Annotated in this window: 18 protein-coding genes and 3 pseudogenes; 9 read left to right on the top strand and 12 right to left on the bottom strand. The window is 51.6% G+C overall.

Annotated features, from left to right (window positions below):
- Nucleotides 1–59: 59 nt before the first annotated feature.
- Nucleotides 60–1,970, bottom strand: coding sequence for a molecular chaperone DnaK (gene dnaK / locus QZ280_RS00105; RefSeq protein WP_293439966.1), 1,911 nt, complete (start codon nt 1,968–1,970; stop codon nt 60–62).
- Nucleotides 1,971–2,194: 224 nt separating this feature from the next.
- Between dnaK and QZ280_RS00100 the strand changes: the two genes are divergently transcribed.
- The gene (locus QZ280_RS00100) at nt 2,195–2,797 is read left to right on the top strand and encodes an alpha-ketoglutarate-dependent dioxygenase AlkB (RefSeq protein ID WP_293439964.1); all 603 of its coding nucleotides are present in this window, start codon (nt 2,195–2,197) and stop codon (nt 2,795–2,797) included.
- A 125-nt stretch (nt 2,798–2,922) separates the two neighbouring features.
- Here the strand turns inward: QZ280_RS00100 and QZ280_RS00095 are convergent, their stop codons facing one another.
- Both QZ280_RS00095 and QZ280_RS16150 read right to left on the bottom strand, forming a co-directional pair.
- Nucleotides 2,923–3,414 carry a hypothetical protein gene (locus QZ280_RS00095; protein ID WP_293439963.1) on the bottom strand — a complete coding sequence of 164 codons (492 nt, stop codon included), beginning with the start codon at nt 3,412–3,414 and terminating at the stop codon, nt 2,923–2,925.
- Nucleotides 3,415–3,703: 289 nt separating this feature from the next.
- The gene (locus QZ280_RS16150; RefSeq protein WP_365733953.1) at nt 3,704–4,120 is read right to left on the bottom strand and encodes a hypothetical protein; all 417 of its coding nucleotides are present in this window, start codon (nt 4,118–4,120) and stop codon (nt 3,704–3,706) included.
- 234 nt (nt 4,121–4,354) lie between these two features.
- On the opposite strand from QZ280_RS16150, the gene cysQ reads away from it, so the two are divergent.
- The 8 genes and pseudogenes from cysQ to QZ280_RS00050 all read left to right on the top strand — a co-directional run bounded on the left by cysQ (nt 4,355) and on the right by QZ280_RS00050 (nt 10,961).
- The gene (gene cysQ / locus QZ280_RS00085; protein WP_293439962.1) at nt 4,355–5,152 is read left to right on the top strand and encodes a 3'(2'),5'-bisphosphate nucleotidase CysQ; all 798 of its coding nucleotides are present in this window, start codon (nt 4,355–4,357) and stop codon (nt 5,150–5,152) included.
- Nucleotides 5,153–5,953 (top strand): manno-octulosonate cytidylyltransferase, encoded by an 801-nt coding sequence (locus tag QZ280_RS00080; RefSeq protein WP_293439961.1) that lies wholly within the window; start codon nt 5,153–5,155, stop codon nt 5,951–5,953.
- Nucleotides 5,954–6,060: 107 nt separating this feature from the next.
- A complete protein-coding gene (locus QZ280_RS00075; protein WP_293439960.1) occupies nt 6,061–6,531 on the top strand; it encodes a glycosyltransferase in 471 nt (156 codons plus the stop codon).
- Nucleotides 6,532–7,218: 687 nt separating this feature from the next.
- Nucleotides 7,219–8,112, top strand: a complete 894-nt coding sequence (gene galU / locus QZ280_RS00070; protein WP_293439959.1) for a UTP--glucose-1-phosphate uridylyltransferase GalU — start codon at nt 7,219–7,221, stop codon at nt 8,110–8,112.
- Between the two features lie 24 nt (nt 8,113–8,136).
- Nucleotides 8,137–8,351: pseudogene (locus QZ280_RS00065) on the top strand (NAD-dependent epimerase/dehydratase family protein); the annotation flags it as partial.
- Nucleotides 8,338–8,605 (top strand): annotated as a pseudogene (locus tag QZ280_RS00060) (glycosyl transferase); the annotation flags it as partial. The pseudogenes QZ280_RS00065 and QZ280_RS00060, both read left to right, overlap by 14 nt.
- Nucleotides 8,606–8,608: 3 nt before the next feature.
- Nucleotides 8,609–10,030: pseudogene (locus QZ280_RS00055) on the top strand (nodulation protein NodH).
- A gap of 7 nt (nt 10,031–10,037) precedes the next feature.
- Nucleotides 10,038–10,961: an aminotransferase class IV gene (locus tag QZ280_RS00050; RefSeq protein ID WP_293439957.1), complete on the top strand. Its 924-nt coding sequence runs from the start codon at nt 10,038–10,040 to the stop codon at nt 10,959–10,961.
- On the opposite strand, the gene QZ280_RS00045 is transcribed toward QZ280_RS00050, so the two are convergent.
- The 9 genes from QZ280_RS00045 to QZ280_RS00005 form a co-directional block, all read right to left on the bottom strand.
- Complete coding sequence (locus QZ280_RS00045) at nt 10,958–11,422, bottom strand: PTS sugar transporter subunit IIA (protein ID WP_293439955.1); 465 nt, start codon at nt 11,420–11,422, stop codon at nt 10,958–10,960. The two genes, QZ280_RS00050 and QZ280_RS00045, sit on opposite strands and share 4 nt — an antisense overlap.
- A 38-nt stretch (nt 11,423–11,460) precedes the next feature.
- Nucleotides 11,461–12,027, bottom strand: coding sequence for a ribosome-associated translation inhibitor RaiA (gene raiA / locus QZ280_RS00040; protein WP_293439953.1), 567 nt, complete (start codon nt 12,025–12,027; stop codon nt 11,461–11,463).
- Between the two features lie 238 nt (nt 12,028–12,265).
- Entirely contained in the window at nt 12,266–13,024 is a 759-nt protein-coding gene (lptB, locus tag QZ280_RS00035; protein WP_293439951.1) for an LPS export ABC transporter ATP-binding protein, read from the bottom strand.
- Nucleotides 13,021–13,569: an LptA/OstA family protein gene (locus QZ280_RS00030; protein WP_293439949.1), complete on the bottom strand. Its 549-nt coding sequence runs from the start codon at nt 13,567–13,569 to the stop codon at nt 13,021–13,023. The genes lptB and QZ280_RS00030 overlap by 4 nt, the downstream gene beginning before the upstream one ends.
- Nucleotides 13,570–13,581: 12 nt before the next feature.
- Nucleotides 13,582–14,193: an LPS export ABC transporter periplasmic protein LptC gene (gene lptC, locus QZ280_RS00025; RefSeq protein ID WP_293439947.1), complete on the bottom strand. Its 612-nt coding sequence runs from the start codon at nt 14,191–14,193 to the stop codon at nt 13,582–13,584.
- A 3-nt stretch (nt 14,194–14,196) separates the two neighbouring features.
- Nucleotides 14,197–15,159 carry a KpsF/GutQ family sugar-phosphate isomerase gene (locus QZ280_RS00020; RefSeq protein WP_293439946.1) on the bottom strand — a complete coding sequence of 321 codons (963 nt, stop codon included), beginning with the start codon at nt 15,157–15,159 and terminating at the stop codon, nt 14,197–14,199.
- Complete coding sequence (locus QZ280_RS00015) at nt 15,159–15,770, bottom strand: ribonuclease H-like domain-containing protein (RefSeq protein WP_293439944.1); 612 nt, start codon at nt 15,768–15,770, stop codon at nt 15,159–15,161. Before QZ280_RS00015 ends, QZ280_RS00020 begins: the two co-directional genes overlap by 1 nt.
- Before the next feature lie 429 nt (nt 15,771–16,199).
- Nucleotides 16,200–17,264 carry a hypothetical protein gene (locus QZ280_RS00010; RefSeq protein ID WP_293439942.1) on the bottom strand — a complete coding sequence of 355 codons (1,065 nt, stop codon included), beginning with the start codon at nt 17,262–17,264 and terminating at the stop codon, nt 16,200–16,202.
- 441 nt (nt 17,265–17,705) lie between these two features.
- On the bottom strand, nt 17,706–18,437 hold the full coding sequence (locus QZ280_RS00005; protein WP_293439940.1) for a tyrosine-type recombinase/integrase: 732 nt from the start codon (nt 18,435–18,437) through the stop codon (nt 17,706–17,708).
- Nucleotides 18,438–18,697 lie beyond the last annotated feature (260 nt).

Here is an 18,697-nt window from a genome sequence, read left to right as displayed (position 1 = left end):
CCGGCACTGATTTAACAGACCGGCCCTTTAGGGAAGTTGGTCGCGCGAAACGCGACCCCTTACCCGCGCTTTTCGTCTTCGTTCAGGTCTTCAAAGTCGGCATCAACGATGTCGTCATCCGGGTTTTGATCGGCTGCCATTGGTTCGTCATCTGCTTCGTCTTGCGACGCTTTGTAGATGGCTTCACCCAGCTTCATTGCGGACTCAGTCACGTTCTGGATGCCGGACTTAATCTTGTCGGCGTTCTCTGTTTCCAGCTCGTCCTTGAGTGCGGCAATCGCCAATTCAATCGCTTCGACCGTTGTCGGATCGACCTTATCAGCATGCTCTTCCATGGACTTTTCAGTCGAATGGATGAGGCTTTCCGCTTGGTTCTTCGCTTCGATCAATTCGCGGCGCTCTTTGTCCGCATCCGCATTCTCTTCCGCGTCCTTGACCATCTTATCGATATCGTCATCAGACAGACCGCCAGAGGCTTGGATTGTGATCTTTTGCTCTTTGCCCGTGCCTTTGTCCATCGCGCCAACGGCAACGATACCGTTTGCGTCGATGTCAAACGTCACTTCAATCTGTGGCAGACCGCGTGGCGCAGGTGGGATGTTCTCAAGGTTGAACTGACCGAGCATTTTGTTGTCGTTCGCCATTTCACGCTCACCTTGGAAGACACGGATTGTCACGGCGCTTTGGCTGTCTTCTGCGGTCGAGAAGATCTGTGATTTCTTCGTTGGGATCGTTGTGTTGCGGTCGATCAAACGTGTGAACACGCCGCCGAGCGTTTCAATGCCCAAAGACAGTGGCGTAACGTCGAGAAGAACAACGTCTTTAACGTCGCCTTGAAGAACACCCGCCTGAATGGCGGCACCCATCGCAACAACCTCATCTGGGTTCACACCCTTGTGTGGCTCTTTACCGAAGAATTTCGTCACTTCTTCAACAACGCGCGGCATACGTGTCATACCACCAACAAGGACAATCTCGTCGATGTCTGATGTGGATAGACCCGCGTCCTTAAGCGCAGCTTGGCAAGGTTTGATAGACGCTTTGATCAGATCGGACACAAGGCTTTCCAGCTTTGCACGCGTCAGTTTAAGAACCATGTGAAGTGGCTGGCCACCTTTTGGGTCCATGGAGATAAACGGTTGGTTGATTTCTGTCTGGTTTGCGGCAGAGAGTTCGATCTTCGCTTTTTCAGCTGCTTCTTTCAAACGCTGAAGCGCCATCTTGTCTTTGGTCAAATCAACGCCGTTCTCTTTCTTGAATTGATCGGCGAGGTAGTTGACGATGCGCATGTCAAAGTCTTCACCGCCAAGAAACGTATCACCGTTGGTGGATTTTACTTCGAACAGGCCGTCGTCGATCTCGAGGATCGTGACGTCGAATGTACCACCGCCGAGGTCGTAGACCGCAATTGTCTGTGTTTCTTCTTTATCAAGGCCATAGGCTAGCGCGGCTGCTGTCGGCTCGTTGATGATGCGCAACACTTCGAGGCCAGCAATTTTGCCTGCGTCTTTTGTCGCTTGGCGTTGTGCGTCGTTGAAATACGCAGGAACGGTGATAACCGCTTGAGTCACACCTTCGCCAAGATAGCTTTCTGCGGTTTCCTTCATTTTACCGAGGATGAAAGCAGAGATCTGGCTTGGGGAGTATTTGTCACCCTTAGCTTCAACCCAAGCGTCGCCATTGCCGCCATCGACAACAGAGAACGGCAGGTTCTTAAGATCTTTTTTCAGGTGCTCGTCGTCAAAGCGGCGACCGATGAGGCGCTTCACACCGAAGACTGTGTTGTCTGGGTTTGTGACGGCCTGGCGTTTTGCCGGCTGGCCAACAAGGCGCTCGTCATCTGTGAAAGCCACAATAGACGGCGTTGTGCGCGCGCCTTCTGCGTTCTCGATCACGCGTGGTTGAGAGCCGTCCATGATGGACACGCAGCTGTTTGTCGTACCGAGGTCAATACCAATTACTTTGGCCATAGTTTCAATCCCTTTTTAAGGTCAAGGCGATGTCACGAGACGCAAACCCGTTATGGCATCTGCGCCTCGATTGGTTAGTGATTTGCAAAGGTGCAAACCAACGTTCGAGCGGTATATAAGGAGCGTAAATGGGTGCTGCAAGGATTGTGCGCCACTCATTTAGCGATTTTGCGCAGTTCCGGCGTAATTTTCGCGTTTAGAATGAATTTGGAGTTAATGACGCCATGGAAAAGCTGACCCTGCGCGGTTTTGAGATTTACAAAGGGTTGCTCGACAGTGTGACGCAACAGCATCTTGTGGATGCGGTGCGCGAGGTTGCGAAAGCTGCGCCGCTGTTTTCGCCGATGACCCCATATGGCAAACCGATGCGCGTGCGCATGACCTCTGCGGGTGACTTTGGCTGGGTCTCTGATCGCTCTGGCTATCGTTATGCGCGTGCGCACCCTGACGGCATGGCTTGGCCAGCGATCCCCGCGCCTGTCATGAAGATATGGAATGATGTGAGCGGGTCAGATCGCACGCCAGAATGCTGTTTGATGAATTTCTATGGCGAAGACGCGAAGATGAGTATGCATCGGGATTGCGATGAGGGCGACTTTTCGCACTCTGTCGTGTCTGTCTCGCTTGGCGATGATGCGTTGTTTCGCATTGGTAACCTTGAACGCGGCGGCAAGACTGAGTCGATTTGGCTTACCTCAGGCGACGTTGTTGTCATGGGTGGCGATGCACGGTTGACGTATCACGGCGTTGATAAAATCCGGTTTGGATCGTCACGTGTGCTCGCCAAGGGGGGTCGTTTAAACCTAACGCTGCGTGTCGTGACCTGAGATGTCGCGACCTATCTTGTCGCGTCCATTGTGCAGCATCCCCGCAAGTAGCGATTGCCGTCTGGTGTTTCGATAAAGACGCGCCCTGTGAAGCCAAACTCTTGATCGCTCATCCTGTCGCTGCATTACGCGGGCTCGAACATCAGCGTGTAAATTTTGGTTGGACCTTCTTCGAACGTCGCTAAAGATCCTGTTTGTGCTACCGCCTCACTAATGTCGTTCAGATCGATGCGAGATGCGCCAAGTTCTGTGAACTCTGTGCTGCGGGGTGTCATGTTTAGGGTCCAAAACGGCTCCGTTCTGGAACAGCTAAGCAGGCGCGATATGGTGTATGAGGTGTCGTTTGGCATCACTTGGAGATATTGCATGGTCGCCCAGCTGTTGCCCTCACCCATGCCAATCATGTCCCATTTAGCATCCTCACGGACGCGTAGCACCTCTATGTTTATCGCAAAGGGTGGGTAGCTTCCGAGTTTTGGTGAACTTGCGTTCGGCTCTGCGCGGATGTTCAACGTGTCATTCGTGGCAACACTGTTCACAGAGTATCGCGTAGGAAGACTGTCGGCCAAAGCCTGGCTTGGCAGGAAAAGCGAGAGGAATGCGAAGAGACGTATCATTGTCGTGCGCTCCAGCTCGCGGAGGCATGTTTGCGCGTGTAGAATTCGCCCATCATACTGATCATTTAGAACACGAGACCCAGGTAAAACGCATATTCTCAGTTCGAGTTGCGAGGTACATATTTTAAAATGCAAACCCGCTTGCCTGATCGATGCAATGAAACAGCGGGTTCTAGTCGAAGAAGTTTCGCAATTGGGGTGTCAGGGAATTAGCGACGAACATTTTGCCAGAACAAATCATATTGGCACGCTGGTAGATCGCCGAAAGTAGGCTTGTGGTGCCTGGTGACTAAGGTTTGATCGCGAGAAAGACCAAGCCGATTGCGAATGCGGTGAACCAAGTCAGCCAGATTATGAACATAACACCCGCAACACCCAGAATGATAAATGGCGTCACAAGCACGTGGTAGCCGAACATGATTACCACAAGTGACATCATCTGGATATAAAGCTGGGACAATGCAGCCGCGACAATGGAGATCGACGTATTCATCGGCGTGTTTTTCATCATCGGTGACGCGGGTCCGTCTGACCCAGTGATTGCACCCACAGTTTTAATGTGCCTTATGAACGGGAAAAAGTCGCTCATAATATAAACCATGAAATCGCCGCGCAGCACTGCACCGCACAGACCAAGAATGGTAAACATCAAATATAACGCGAGCACGAAAATGATCATTTGCAACAAGTTGACCGCGATACTCATCAAAGCGTTGCCGTGCGCCTTACAGAATGTGTGCACGATGTTGTGGTACACGAGGTCACTAAATGTGAGGACCTTACCGAGTGTGGTTTCGCGTCTTCGAACCCGAAACATGTGTTTTCTGCCTGATATGCGACGAATTTGTTGATGATTATTGCCGTTTTCGCCCTCTCCTATCATAAGAGGGATGGAGAATTTATTAATATTACGAATGATCTTAGGCAGGAATAGGGCAACATGGACTACAAGCAATTGGAAGAAACTATGCGCCGTCTGTCGCTCGCCGCGGGTGATGTGATTATGGGCATCTATGGTCAGGATGATTTCGATGTGAAATCAAAATCCGACGACAGCCCTGTCACCGCCGCTGACGAAGCTGCTGATGCGCTTATTTCCGCAGGTCTGCATGCAGCGTTTCCCGATGTGATGCTGGTCACTGAAGAGCAGTCAGAGTCCCATAGCGCAAAGGGTGACACGTTCCTGATTGTCGATCCTTTGGATGGTACAAAAGAGTTCATCCACCGCCGCGGCGATTTCACTGTCAATATTGCTTATGTCGAGAACGGCGTGCCGACGCGTGGCGTCGTCTATGCGCCTGCGAAAAAGCGGATGTTCTACACGCGTGCAGACGGCCAATCTATTGAAGAGATAGGGCCATTGCATCCCGATGTGATTGGCCAACAAAATTTGATCGAAGTTAGCAAGCCGGACAGCAGAGCGCTTTATGTGGTCGCGTCCAAATCGCACCGCGATCAGGCGACTGATGACTACATAAACAAGTATCAAGTGCGAAATATGAAGAGCGCGGGATCGTCTCTGAAATTCTGTCTAATCGCCACGGGTGAAGCGGATATCTATCCGCGCGTTGGTCGCACGATGGAGTGGGACACAGCCGCAGGGCATGCTGTTCTAACGGGTGCGGGAGGACGTGTTGTGCGTTTTGATAACCATGAAGATTTGACCTATGGCAAAGACGGTTTCGCTAATCCCTTCTTCATTGCCTATTCGCCTGATGTTGAATTGAAAGACGCCTAAATGTCAGTCTTGATTGTCATCCCCGCGCGTTATGCCTCGACACGCTATCCTGCGAAACCTTTGGCTGAGCTTAAGGGTGCAAGTGGCCAGTCACGCTCGCTTATCCAGCGTGCGTGGGAAGCGGCAATCGCTGTGAACGGTGTGGACCGTGTGGTTGTTGCGACGGATGATGATCGCATCAAAGACGCAGCAGAAGCGTTTGGTGCAGAAGTGGTGATGACGCCTGAAAGCTGCGCCAATGGCACGGAACGTTGTGCAGCGGCATATGACGTGCTGGTTAGCGATGCAGAGATCGTGGTGAACTTGCAAGGCGACGCACCTTTAACGCCCCATTGGTTCGTTGAAGATCTTGTAAGCGCTATGCGCGCGACCCCTGAGGCCGATATCGCAACGCCTGTTTTGCGCTGTGATGGACGCGCGCTGAACGGATTTCTCGCGGATCGCAAAGCGAGTCGTGTCGGCGGAACAACTGCTGTGTTTGATGCCAATATGCGCGCAATGTATTTCAGCAAAGAGGTGGTTCCTTTTACCTCTGACACTTATGCGGATGACGCTGAAACGCCCGTTTTTCATCATGTTGGCGTTTACGCTTACCGCCCTGCTGCATTGATGGCTTATCCGACTTGGCAAGTGGGTCTTTTGGAGCAGCTTGAAGGCTTAGAGCAGCTTCGCTTTATGGAGCAAGGCAGCACCGTGCAATGCGTCGAAGTCGAAGCGCGCGGAAAACAATTCTGGGAACTGAATAATCCCGAAGATGTCCCTGTGCTGGAACGCATGATGCAGGAGATGGGGGTTGAATGAGCACGCCAACGGTCTCTGTCATTATTGTGAGCAGAGGCCGCGTTGCTGATTTACCGTTGTGCCTGCTTGGCATTTCCTAGCTTGATTAACCTAATTTCGAAGTTTTTTTGGTTGCTGATAGTGATGGTCTCAGCGGTGTACGTGAGCTGCCGTTCTTCGACGATCTGAAAATAATCGAGTTCAACGAAGCCAACAAATCTGCCGCACGCAATCATGAGATTGCAGAGGCCGCTGGCGAAATTGTCGCTTTTATTGATGACGATTTGGTAGCGGAACCCACGTGGCTTAACTATCTCACCGCCGTGTTTCGTGACCCCGATGCGGCTGCTGCGCTTGAGGTTGCCGAAGACCAGATCAGTGTTTTGACCCCTTCGAATGGTCGCGCCATCAAGACCGAAGGCACGAACATGGCTTTATGCCGTGATGTGATTGTGCTGATGGGTGGATTTGATCCGGCGTTTCGGTTTTATCTGGATGAAACGGACGTCAATTTCTGGCTAATGTATCCTTGTCATCGTACCGCTATCGCACCACTTGCGCAGGTACATCATGGCTACAAAGCCAGCGCGACACGGTGAAGTGACAGAGTGCCCACAGATCTGTTTGAGATCGGTGCAAGCCTTGCCGTCTATCTACGCAAACATGCGAGTGGTAATTTTGAAACGTTGGCATGTGCGCGGCACGAACAAAGGCAGCAGGCGCTGAGGCACATGGTAAATGGGCTGATCGAACCGCGTGATGTGCGGCGTTTACTTGCATCGTTCGAAAAAGGGGGTTGCGGCTGGCAAATCGCGTGAGATCGGGGTCATGCGAGAGATTCCAAACGCCGCAACCGGATTCCAAACGATGGAGCGCTGTCCTTCAAGTGATCATGCTGTCCTTGCGGGCAAACGATCGGAGTCACGACGCGTACTGACCGACGCAGAGACTACTGTGAAAGAAGGTGGTCGCGCCTCTGCCTTCATTGTTTCAACCTTTGCGAGAGCACATAAAATACGCTTTACCAAGGGTGGAGTTTGGGTGCAGTCGGACGGGCTTTTTGGGTGCAGTATACGCTACGGATCGAGGTTTTTATTGAACAAACGGAGAAAAAGAACGGCGAAAGAGATCAAGCGTCTTGCTATGGTGCGTGGTTTCCCTGCAAAACCGACGTGGGGATGAAAATTTTGAAACAATACACTCGAAATTCGATTTTGACATTTTTAGAACCCAATTCGCATTTAGTGGATGTGAAATGGTAACGAATTAACACTGGGGACGTCAGTATGCGTAACAAAGTAACGAAAGCTATCTTTCCTGTCGCTGGGTTAGGTACGCGGTTTTTACCAGCGACAAAGTCTATTCCTAAAGAAATCATGACGCTCGTTGATCGCCCTCTTATTCAGTACGCAATTGATGAAGCACGCGCCGCTGGCATCAAGGAATTCATTTTTGTTACCTCGCGTGGCAAAGGTGCGCTTGAGGATTACTTTGATCACTCCCCACAGCTGGAAAATGAACTTCGCAAGAAGGGAAAAGATGACCTTCTTGAAATCCTAAAATCGACCAACATGGACAGTGGTACAATCGCCTACATGCGTCAACACAAAGCGCTGGGCCTTGGACACGCGGTCTGGTGTGCGCGTCGTTTGATCGGGAATGAGCCTTTTGTGGTAATTTTGCCTGACGATGTAATTGCGGCGGAAAAACCTTGCTTGCAGCAAATGGTTGAAGCCTATGAAAAAACCGGTGGTAACATGGTTGCTGCGATGGAAGTCCCGCCAGAAAAGGCATCGTCCTACGGTGTTCTCGATGTCGAAGAAGATATGGGATCAATGGTGTCCGTCAAAGGCATGGTGGAAAAGCCAGCGCCCGGGACAGAGCCGTCGAACCTAGCCGTTATTGGTCGCTATATTCTGTCGCCTCATGTTTTGAAGAACCTCAACAAGATCAAATCTGGTGCAGGTGGTGAAATCCAACTAACCGATGCGATTGCGCAAGAGATTGGCTCGGATCGTGGTGTTTATGGATATCGTTTCCGTGGCCAGCGTTTCGATTGCGGGTCCAAGTCGGGCTTTTTGCAGGCGACAGTTGCGTTTGGTCTGTCACGCGATGATTTACGCGACGACCTGCATGACTATTTAACAGGTATCATGGCAGCAGAACGCGTAGCGCAGTAACTTGATCAAACGGGAGAGACTGGATTGGATTGCGTATTAATCGCAGGTGGGGCCGGATATATCGGCTCACACGCCTGCAAAGCATTATCCAAAGCTGGGTACATTCCGGTGTGCTTCGACAATCTTTCCACAGGTTGGGAAGAGGTGATCAAATTCGCCCATTTGAACGTGGTGATCTATTGGATCACGCGCGCATCGACGAAGTCCTTGCCAAACACAAGCCCGTCGCCATCATGCATTCGTATTTGGACCATGGCCGAGTCTATTGAAAGCTCCGATGGAGCCTTTGCAAACCATCATCGATGAGATTGGAAACGCGCCACAACGTCGCTTGTCAAAAGTGCCAAAAATGGCCGATCTGAAAGGGTTTGGTCAGTTCCTTCAGAACCTCAAGAACTAAGGTATGCATCCACATTTGATGGGTGATTTTCCAATCCATGATGGCCCAACTGTTCAACCTGATAAGCCACGCAAACACTATCTGGTGAAGTAAGATATGAGTGCTGATTTTGACTCCTTCATTGTGTTTGCTGAGATGCGCACAGGCTCGAATTTTCTGTAAGCAAATCTAAATGCGATTGAGGGAGTCACGTGTCATGGCGGAGCGTTTAATCCGCATTTCATTGGCTACCCGAACAAGACAGAAATTTTGGGCGTTACGCGGGAGATGCGGGAAGATAGCCCTGTTCAGCTGATTGAAACGATCAAGAAGTTTTCTGATGGGATGGGGGCTTTTGCTATTTCCATGATTATGATCCACGCGTGCTTGATATTGCTTTGGATGACCCGAGATGCGCGAAAGTTATCCTCACACGCAACCCTTTAGAAAGCTACGTGTCTTGGAACATCGCGCAGGAAACGGGACAATGGAAGCTAACCAATGTGAAGCGTCGCTGCGATGCGAAAGCGACGTTTACGCAGCAGAATTCGAAATTCATGTAGAAGGTTTGCAAGCGTTTCAAGTGACCCTTCTCAACCGTTTGCAGGCGCAGACCGCGTTTTATGTGGCGTATGAGGATTTGCAGAACCTTGATGTGATGAACGGTCTCGCCAGTTTTCTAGGGGTGGATGGTCGTCTTGATGGGCTTAATGATTCATTGAAGCCGCAAAATCCTGTGGCGCTGGAAGATATGGTTGTGAACGCGGACGCGCTCGAAAAAGGCCTGTCGCGCATCTATCACTTTAACTTGACGCGCACCCCCAATTTTGAGCCGCGTCGTGGACCTGTCGTGCCACGCTATATCGCTGCGCCTCACGCGCCGCTTTTGTTTATGCCGATCAGCACCGGGCCTGAGGAGGCTGTGAGAAATTGGCTCGCTGCGGTTGATGATAGCGCACTCGATGCGCTGCAGACGGGGTTCAACCAAAAATCCCTACGCCAATGGAAGCGTGATCATCTTGGGCACTGCACCTTTACTGTTGTGCGCCATCCTGCGTTGCGTTTGCTTGATGGGTTCTGCTCCAAGATCCTGACCACAGGGCCGGGGAGCTACAATAAGATCCGCCACACGCTGCGCCGCTCTCACAAACTGCTAATTCGGGGTCAAGAACCGAATGAAAATTGGACCTTGCAGCGCACCGCGAGGCCTTTATTGCCTTTGCTCAGTTCGTGAAGATGATTATTTCTGACCAACTGCGATCCGTGTGGACGCGCATCGGTGTGACCAGGCGTAGGCGATTTCTAACATGGCTGAGTTCGCGCATCCCGATATGCCTCTGCGTGAAGACCAGCTTGTTGAGATGCTTCCGATCCTTGTAATTTCCGCTGGCTGCGACGCTTTGCCCGCCCCAGATTTGGAAACGCCTGCACTTGCGTTTTTTTGCGCTTGAGGACATCTATGATGAAGAAGTTGAAAGCGCAGTACAGGATTCTTACCAGTGCGACTATTTGATGTTCGGTTTTGATAGTTGGAGCTAGATCCGAAATGAGCACCGACACTCACACCACCCATGATGCTGAAGACGATGATCGTAATCGCGATATCAAGATCTATGTAAATGGCGACCTTGTGCACCGCGACGAGGCGAAGGTGTCCGTCTATGACAGCGGGTTCATGTTGGGCGATGGGATGTGGGAAGGCATGCGGCTCTATAATGGGGTGTGGGCATTTTTCGACGAACACATGGATCGCTTTTTTGAGAGTTGCAAAGCTGTGTCGCTTGACGTTGGAATGGATCGAGCAGGAATTTTGAACGCGCTTAGCAAGACGGCTGAAGCTAACGGGATGATCACGGATGTGCATTGTCGATTGATGCTGACGCGAGGTGTGAAGGTGAAACCATTTCAACATCCGTCGCTCAGTCGCACGGGTCCGACTTTGGTTGTCATCATGGAGCACTCAAAGCCCGCGGAGGCGTTGCAAAGCCAAGGCATTCGCCTTGCAACAGTGCCGCAAGTGCGCGGTTTTCCGATGAGCCAAGACGCCAAGTACAATAGTCATTCGAAATTGAATTGCGTGATCGCCTGCTTGCAAGCAGAGCAGGCGGGTGCGGACGAAGGCCTCATGCTTGATCCTTATGGGTTTGTGAACACGACCAACGCTTGCAATTTTTTTATCGTCCGCAAAGGGGCGGTTTGGACGTCGACAGGGGACTATTGCATGAATGGTGTGACCCGTCAGAAGGTGATCGACTTGTGCCGTGCTAATGGGATTGAGGTGCACGAGCGGAACTATTCGCTCGTTGATGCTTATGGTGCTGATGAGGCGTTTTTGACCGGCACCTTTGGTGCGCAAACCCCCGTTGATGAGATCGACGGTAAGATCATTGGAACAGGTGATAGGCCCGTCACAGCACGGATCAGAGCGCTCTACAAAGAGCTCGTTCTTGCAAATACAGGAACGAGTTAAGCGGCTTGAAGGCGCTGTGTTTCTGTAATGATTGTATAGAGCGTGTCCTGCTCTGTATTCGCACGAAGCTTTGCACAGATGCCAGCATCACGCATTGTGCGAGAAATCAAAGCGAGCGCCTTGAGATGCTCAACGCCCGCATCTTCTGGCGCAAACAGGCAGAAAAATAGATCAACAGGCTGGCGATCGACAGCGCCAAAATCTACAGGCTTTTCCAAACGAATGAAAATGGCCTTCACTTTTTCCAGACCCGCAAGGCGCGCATGTGGCAGGGCGACGCCGTGGCCAACACCTGTCGGCCCCAGCGTTTCGCGATCTTGCAAGGCACGTAAAGTGGTTTCGGCATCAAGGTCGTGAACCTGCGCCGAAAGATCCGCCAAAGCATGCAACAGCATCTTTTTGCTAGAGACCGTCGACACCGCTTTCACAGCGTTTGGCTTCAAAAGATCAAGAATATCCACTTACATATGCCTTGCTGCACCTATCTCGGATAGCTGCGTTACTTCGGGTCGATCCAGCCAATGTTGCCGTCATCCCGACGATAAACGACATTCACGCTCTTACTGCCTACGTTCTTAAACACAAGAACCGGCGCCCTGCCCAATTCCATATGCATCACGGCTTCGCCTACAGTGAGGGTTGGAATGCTGGTTTCCATCTCTGCGACGATCACGGGCTGCAATGAATCGGGCTCCGATTCTGGCTCTTCATGTTCTCGTTCGAGGATATACGAGGATGCGCCAATTAATTCAACTGGGTCTGTGCGATCTTTGTGATGATCCTTAAGACGACGTTTGTACCGTCTAAGCTGTTTGTCCATTTTTTCGCAGCAACTGTCAAAAGCTGCATATATTTCAGTAGCATGGGCGCGCGCAGAGGCGGTTAACCCAGTGGATAGATGGACGACTGTTTCACATACGAATTCATGGGCGCTTTTAGAAAAGATGACATTTGCATCTGTCGGGCGCTGGGCGTATTTATCTAGAATATCGCCTAATTCAGCCTTTACGTGAGTTTGCAGCGCTTCGCCGATATCGATCTGTTTGCCACTGATTTGGTAACGCATCCTGTCTCCTTCATTGATTGGTGCCAACGCGCTGCTCCGACGGGAGAACGCGGTCCTGTTGTCAGGGTTGGCGGACAGAGAATGACATTTTTGCAGATTGCAGGACGCCCTCCCCGGTAGGGATACGAAGCAGATGAAGATGCGTAATCTTGCAAAACGTCATACCCTATCTGACGACACGAAGGGCCTCTGTGTCAATCAATTCTGGTAGGTATGCGCGGGAAAGTAATTTGAAGTTTCAGGAAATTTTGAATTTGTCGCCAAGATAAACGCGGCGCACATTTTCGTTTTCCACCACTTCTTCAGGTGTGCCAGACATCAAAACTTGACCGTCGTGTAAAATATAAGCACGATCCACAATTTCCAATGTTTCCCGTACGTTATGATCTGTTATCAGCACACCGATGCCGCGTTTCTTTAGATCTGCGACAAGGTGGCGGATGTCACCAACGGAAATAGGATCAACGCCAGCAAAAGGTTCATCCAACAGCAGATATTTCGGACGAGCAGCCAAACAGCGCGCGATTTCGACACGGCGGCGTTCACCCCCTGAAAGGGCAAGCGCAGGCACACTGCGTAGATGTTCGATGGAGAATTCAGAGAGAAGTTCTTCAAGTCGTTCACGACGTTTCTGGCGATCTTTCACCGAAATATCGAGAATCGAAGCGATGTTGTCTTGCACGTTCATACCGCGAAAGATTGACATTTCTTGGGGGAGATAGCCGATGCCAAGTTTAGCGCGGCGATACATCGGAAGGTTGGTCACAACGCGACCGTCAATCGTGACAGAGCCTCCCTCAGGATAAACAAGACCTGCAATCGCGTAAAAGCTGGTGGTTTTGCCAGAGCCATTCGGCCCCAAAAGCGCAATGACTTCGCCGCGATCAAGCGTCATCGAAACGTCGCGGATCACCACTTTTTTCTTATAGCTTTTGCGCAAGTTTGCGATGCGCAGGCCAGAGCTGCCTTCGGTCACTTGCAGATCAGCCTGCTTCATTCGTCGTCCTTTTTCGAATTCGTGTTGGTGCGTAGCAAGGATTTCACGCGGCCTGTCATCAGGGCTGTACCGTCGCCCAATCTCACAGTCATTTTGTCAGATGCAATCGCGCTTAGCTTTTGTGTCACTAATACATCGCCATTCATAACGATGATCTCTTTTTCGAGATCATATTCAGCTGTCTCGCCTTCTGCGGCTTCTTCGTTCTGAATCAAAGTGACGCCATCTTTGGCTTTGACGTGGGAAATCCCGCTTTGATCTTCTTTGTAAAAGACCTTTACCCAAGGCGCATAAAGCGTCATCGTATCTTGGATCACCACAACATCGCCCGTGAAGAGCGCGGTGTTTGCGTTTTCATCCACCGCGAGCCGCTCAGATGTGACATCAATCGGCGCATCCGTGTCTTGCTTGCGATCCCCAAAGGCTATTGTCGTGCCGCCCTCTGCGGGATCGGCGTCTGTGTCTTGCGCATGAACAAAGCCGCCAAATGAGAGCGTGAGGCCAAGCACCACAGCGCTTAGAATTGGGTATGATTTCATCAACATCACAATGCTCGCCTATTCTTCTTTTGGTTTGGTATACACCAAATGCACGCCTTGGGTAAAAAGCAAATGTAAATTTCCTGTATCATCATCCGTGTGCACGAACATTTTGCCGGCATCTAGCCTTCCGGGGGGGCCAAAACCAGCGACGGTCCCAGCAGATTCGCCCTCTAACTTTGAAATAAGGGAGGTTAGTTGGATGGTCTTGAAATTATACCCGTCTGTCGTGATAATATGTACGTTACCACGCAGGGTCGCCAAGTCTTGGGCTTCATCGACCACGCTTGTGTCAGCCGTGACGGTCATTACCTCACCATTTTCGAGGTTGATATTTGCGTTGACCAGTTGACCATAGGTCTTGCCCTCAATTTCTGGATCAGGGCGTGCGGATTGGGCTGTGACATTCATGCTTTCGCCACTTCCCGTCGTGCCGTCGTAGCTTGGGTTGCTCAGCTGTGAGCGGTCGATCTTGGCGCGGAACGCAAGATCAGACAGGGCGATTGCCGCGGTTGGATCTACTTTTTTGGATAGCAAAAACATGGTCGACAGCAGAACCAAAGCCACTAAGGGCAGCGTGATTTTCAGGCCGCGAATGACGCGCGTGTATGCGTGATCGCCAATCGCCATGCCTTAGCCAAGACCTGCGCGCAAACAATCATGAATATGCAAAAGACCTTCAACGCTGCCCGATTGATCCGTGACGAACAAACATGTGATCTTGCGCGCGTTCATAATACCAAGCGCTTCTTCCGCTAGCGCACCCGCCTGAACAGTTGTCGGGCCATTGGTCTGCACGTCCTCGGCACTTAGATCTAGCAAGCCGTCCATATGACGGCGCAGGTCGCCATCTGTGATGATACCTTGCAATTGGCGTGCGGTATCGACGACACCAACGACGCCAAAGCCTTTTTGGCTGATCTCTCGCAAAACATCACCCATAGACGTATTCGTTGCGACCAAGGGTAAGGCGTCACCTGCATGCATCAAATCGCCGACCTTGGAGAGACGCGCGCCCAATTTTCCACCGGGGTGGAAATCACGGAAATTGGCAGGTGTAAAATCACGATGCTCCATCAAAGCAACGGCCATCGCATCGCCCAGCGCTAAGGTCATTGTTGTTGATGTGGTTGGCACAACGCCTGTACCACAGGCCTCTTTAGCGGCAGGTAGGACAATGGCCACGTCTGACTGTGTCAGTAGCGTTGATGTCGCTTTACTCGCCACGCCAATCATTGGGATGCCAAAGCGACGGGTGTGCGCGATGACGTCCGCGAGCTCTGGCGTTTCACCTGAATTAGACAGAACCAAAACCACATCTCCTTTGGCCATCATGCCAAGATCGCCATGGCTCGCTTCGGCGGGATGCACGAAATGCGCGGGTGTGCCTGTGCTCGCAAAGGTTGCGGCAATCTTGCGGGCGACATGACCGGATTTGCCCATGCCGCAAACAATAATGCGCCCCGGGGCGTCGAGGATCATTTGAACAGCCTGCCCAAACGGCGAGCCAACGTTATTGGCAAGCAGCGCTAAGGCATCGGCTTCGATACGGATTACACGGCGCGCGGTGTCCAGAAATTTGGATGCATCAGTCATTAGTGAGAGAAGATGTCCTGTTCTGGCCAACCTTCAAGATCAAGGTTCGCGCGCATGGGTAGAAAGTCGAAACAAGCTTGTGCAATCACCATACGATCTTCGCGGATCAGACGCTTGTTCAACTCTGTGCGCAGGCGATGCAGATGAAGAACGTCGCTCGCCGCATATTCAAGTTGTGCATTGGTCAGTTTGGTGGATCCCCAATCGCTGGATTGTTGCTGTTTGGAGATGTCGATGTTCAGCAGTTCTTGCAGCAGGTTCTTAAGACCATGTCGGTCCGTGTAGGTGCGGATCAATTTGCTTGCGATCTTGGTGCAATAGACAGGCGCTGTTACTGCGCCAAACGCGTTTTGCATCGCCGCAATATCAAAGCGACCAAAGTGGAAAAGTTTCAGAACATTCGGATCTGTGAGCATCTTGCACAGATTGGGCGCTTCGGTTTGACCTTTTACCACTTGTACCAAATGAGCGTTGCCGTCGCCGCCCGACATCTGAATAACGCACAGGCGATCGCGATTAGGATGCAGACCCATGGTTTCGCAGTCAATTGCAACGACTGGGCCAAGATCCAGATCAGCGGGGATGTCGTTTTGATACAGTGTGTTCGTCATTCTCGTTTCCAATCTAATGTGGGGGAGAATGGTGCCCAGGAGAGGATACCGAACTCAGAATTTTCTCATGCAACACTAAGGACTTAAGGAGGGGGCTGCAAGGTGAAATGGTCCTGAAAGCGGTCCAGACTTATGTGTCAGATCAGAGTGACGTTTTTGGCTTGCTCCCAAAGCTGGACGGGTTGGCAGGTCAGCTTCCGGCCAATTGCGGACCTTAGCGGACGGTGCAGCGAATGACGGTAAGGAGCCCAAACCGACCAATATTCTGCACCGCCGAGAATGTCTGCAATCGTTGGCTTGTCAAAAACCCTCCAAAACCACACAGGTTTCAAATGAGTTTTTTTTGGCAGAGCAAATTGGGGTGTTTTGCGGCAGAGCCAATGAAGAGGGTTTTAAGGCACCACCAAACAACCACTTGGCGGTGCAATCTTAACGGGCGGACGTTTCAGACGTTGGGGCTTGTCCATCTCTGCGCATAAATTCAAAACTTCCTGTTAGTTTCCAAAGACCAATCAAGATGAGCATAGGGCAAACAACAGTTTTAAACAGGAATGCAGCAAAAACCCCCATCAGTGCCATTACTAAATCATCAGATCTAGAGGTAAGAACCATCAATATGTTCTTCGCCTTGTTGTAGGACGCGGTAGCAGACGATGCCGCTCCCTTTACGCCGTCAACTGCACTGGTTGTCAAATTGCTTACACCGGACGCTGCGGAACTGGCGATATTCACGGCCCCTTCGCCGGTTGCTCTCAGCCCGTTCCCGACACTTTTAAAGAACCCTTTTTCCTCTTCTTCGAGGTACATCGCCTCAGGCTCAACCAACTCATCATGGTCCTCAATTTCATTTGCCTGCTCTGCATCGAGAATCGATACATTTTCTGGTGATAGCTTGGGCATCTGCTCGGCAATATTTGTGAGAGTAAGCTGATACTCACCCCATGCCCTATTTGATACGCCGTCTGCGAACCAAGAACTTATCGAAAACGCAATGACAATCAGAAATCCCAACCCGCCCAATCGGGCGGTTCCTTGAAACAAGTTTAACAAGAAATTTCGGCCCGGGTATCTTAGACTGCTCAAGTCCATACCTGCCAGAATTGTCAGAGAAGCTCCGATCAATACGAGCGCGACACCTCCCAACATCGGTAAAACAACAGCCAAAACACCTGAAACAGCGCCAACAAGAAAAATTGCGGCGGACAGACGTTCAACGGCATCATCAATCGGTTCGAGTACCTTGAATGGATGTGCTGATCCGTTCACCGCTATGACTGAACCACCCACTTCCACTTCTTCAGCAAACGAAATCGCGGCATTGATTAACCGAAGTGACAAGTAAGCCGTGGCCGAACTTCTTGCGATCTCTTGTGAGTAGCCCTTCGCCCCTTTGATGAACGGCCCATTGTTCGTAAACCCCAAAAGGCCAATCACAATCCCCACCGCCAATACGATGCTGGCTGCACGCCGATTCCCGAAGATTGAATTATTCATAGACTACTTTCCGTATAATTGGTCTGACTTGAAAAGGCGCTCGCCAGAATGTGTGGCTACAACTTGGGTCTTCAGCTACCTAGTGTCTTAAACAGAAGGGATGAAAATGGCTATTCATCGCGTTGATATAAATCTCCCAAAACCACCGTCTGTTGAACGGTTCAATCTGAAAGCAGACTTTGGGTAAAATTCGAGCAAGGACCGCACTGTCCGCATTGGTGACCTTGGTGGATGGCGCAGCGAACGACCGCAAAGCGCCCTTCCTGTAGAAATATGCGAGGCGCAGCATTTGTCATCTTGGGTTTTCTTGCGTTCGCTGCGATTGGCACCAATGTCTGCACTGGCTCCAAACCTTCCTCCTCCCGCAAAAAAATAAATCGCCGTACTCCCGCCTGACCACCCGCGAAGGGAAGCCAGACGGGGTTTGAGTGCATGCATGTTTTATGCCTGAGGCACTCTGACCCCCTCGACGATCTCCCGCTTCTGCGCATCACTGATGCCAGCCGAGTACAGCCCATAAGTCAGCTTATTGGCGGACCTAGCCGAGTGATGCCCCACGAGAGTTGCAGTGAAGTGCTCAGGAACCCCTGTGCGCTCACACTGTGTGATGAACCACTTACGGGTTGAGTGGAACACGGTCCTGTGCAGCTCTGGATGTCTCTGCCTGAGTTTTGCGTACCGCTTCACAACCTTGTCCACCGTGAGATACGGGAACAGCCTGCCGGACTTTGGCAGGACGGTATCCAAAAGTCCCTCTAGAACCCCATGCAGTGGCACCTCTCGCTCAGCTGCCTTGGACTTCAGCAGTCTCACCGCATTGGGCTTGATGCTAACAAACCGCCCCAGGTTGCCCTTTGCTGTGATGTCCTCCGCCATGAGCCCACAGATCTCCCCTGAGCGCATGCCCGTAAGGAGCCCAAAGAGCAGGGCACTGTGCAGCAGCCGGTCCTTGGCACTGAGGAGGAGGCTGACCTGTTCATCCGTGAGCACACCATGGGGATGGACCTCTGGCCGGTCTTTGACCTTGAGGGCCTCCCAGGGGTTGGCCGTTAGCTCTCCCTCCCCAACACACCAGTCAAGGAACTGGGACATCTGCTTGAGGATACGGGCCTGGGTCTGGGGTGCCAGAGTGATACCCTCAGAGGCCACTGACAGGCTTGCTAGGTCAACCAAGCCAGCGTCCTTCCCCTGCCTGTACTTGCGCACGTTGGGAGAGAGCTGAGTGATGTACCCCAGCACCTCCTTTCCATGGCTCAGGGACAAGTCACCAACAGCACGCCCACCTAGGTGAGAGCACAGTAACTCCAGCGCAAAACGCACCGACTTGTAGCTACCGGGACGTAGCCGCTGTGACACCTCAGCGAGGTAGGCTTGTGCTAGGTCCGCTACCAACCGCTCACCCACAAGACGAGCACGCTGATATCGAGGGCGAC

The organism is Planktotalea sp. (assembly GCF_018607995.1).
Taxonomy (GTDB): Bacteria; Pseudomonadota; Alphaproteobacteria; order Rhodobacterales; family Rhodobacteraceae; genus Planktotalea.
The sequence above is the reverse complement of the archived record's forward strand: the minus strand, read 5'-3'. Positions and strand labels throughout refer to the sequence as shown.

Bases quoted from the DNA above. Each gene is read 5' to 3' on its own strand.
- dnaK (WP_293439966.1), bottom strand. From the start codon at position 1,970: ATGGCCAAAGTAATTGGTATTGACCTCGGTACGACAAACAGCTGCGTG.
- QZ280_RS00100 (WP_293439964.1), top strand. From the start codon at position 2,195: ATGGAAAAGCTGACCCTGCGCGGTTTTGAGATTTACAAAGGGTTGCTC.
- QZ280_RS00095 (WP_293439963.1), bottom strand. From the start codon at position 3,414: ATGATACGTCTCTTCGCATTCCTCTCGCTTTTCCTGCCAAGCCAGGCT.
- QZ280_RS16150 (WP_365733953.1), bottom strand. From the start codon at position 4,120: ATGAGTATCGCGGTCAACTTGTTGCAAATGATCATTTTCGTGCTCGCG.
- cysQ (WP_293439962.1), top strand. From the start codon at position 4,355: ATGGACTACAAGCAATTGGAAGAAACTATGCGCCGTCTGTCGCTCGCC.
- QZ280_RS00080 (WP_293439961.1), top strand. From the start codon at position 5,153: ATGTCAGTCTTGATTGTCATCCCCGCGCGTTATGCCTCGACACGCTAT.
- galU (WP_293439959.1), top strand. From the start codon at position 7,219: ATGCGTAACAAAGTAACGAAAGCTATCTTTCCTGTCGCTGGGTTAGGT.
- QZ280_RS00050 (WP_293439957.1), top strand. From the start codon at position 10,038: ATGAGCACCGACACTCACACCACCCATGATGCTGAAGACGATGATCGT.
- raiA (WP_293439953.1), bottom strand. From the start codon at position 12,027: ATGCGTTACCAAATCAGTGGCAAACAGATCGATATCGGCGAAGCGCTG.
- lptB (WP_293439951.1), bottom strand. From the start codon at position 13,024: ATGAAGCAGGCTGATCTGCAAGTGACCGAAGGCAGCTCTGGCCTGCGC.
- QZ280_RS00030 (WP_293439949.1), bottom strand. From the start codon at position 13,569: ATGTTGATGAAATCATACCCAATTCTAAGCGCTGTGGTGCTTGGCCTC.
- lptC (WP_293439947.1), bottom strand. From the start codon at position 14,193: ATGGCGATTGGCGATCACGCATACACGCGCGTCATTCGCGGCCTGAAA.
- QZ280_RS00020 (WP_293439946.1), bottom strand. From the start codon at position 15,159: ATGACTGATGCATCCAAATTTCTGGACACCGCGCGCCGTGTAATCCGT.
- QZ280_RS00015 (WP_293439944.1), bottom strand. From the start codon at position 15,770: ATGACGAACACACTGTATCAAAACGACATCCCCGCTGATCTGGATCTT.
- QZ280_RS00010 (WP_293439942.1), bottom strand. From the start codon at position 17,264: ATGAATAATTCAATCTTCGGGAATCGGCGTGCAGCCAGCATCGTATTG.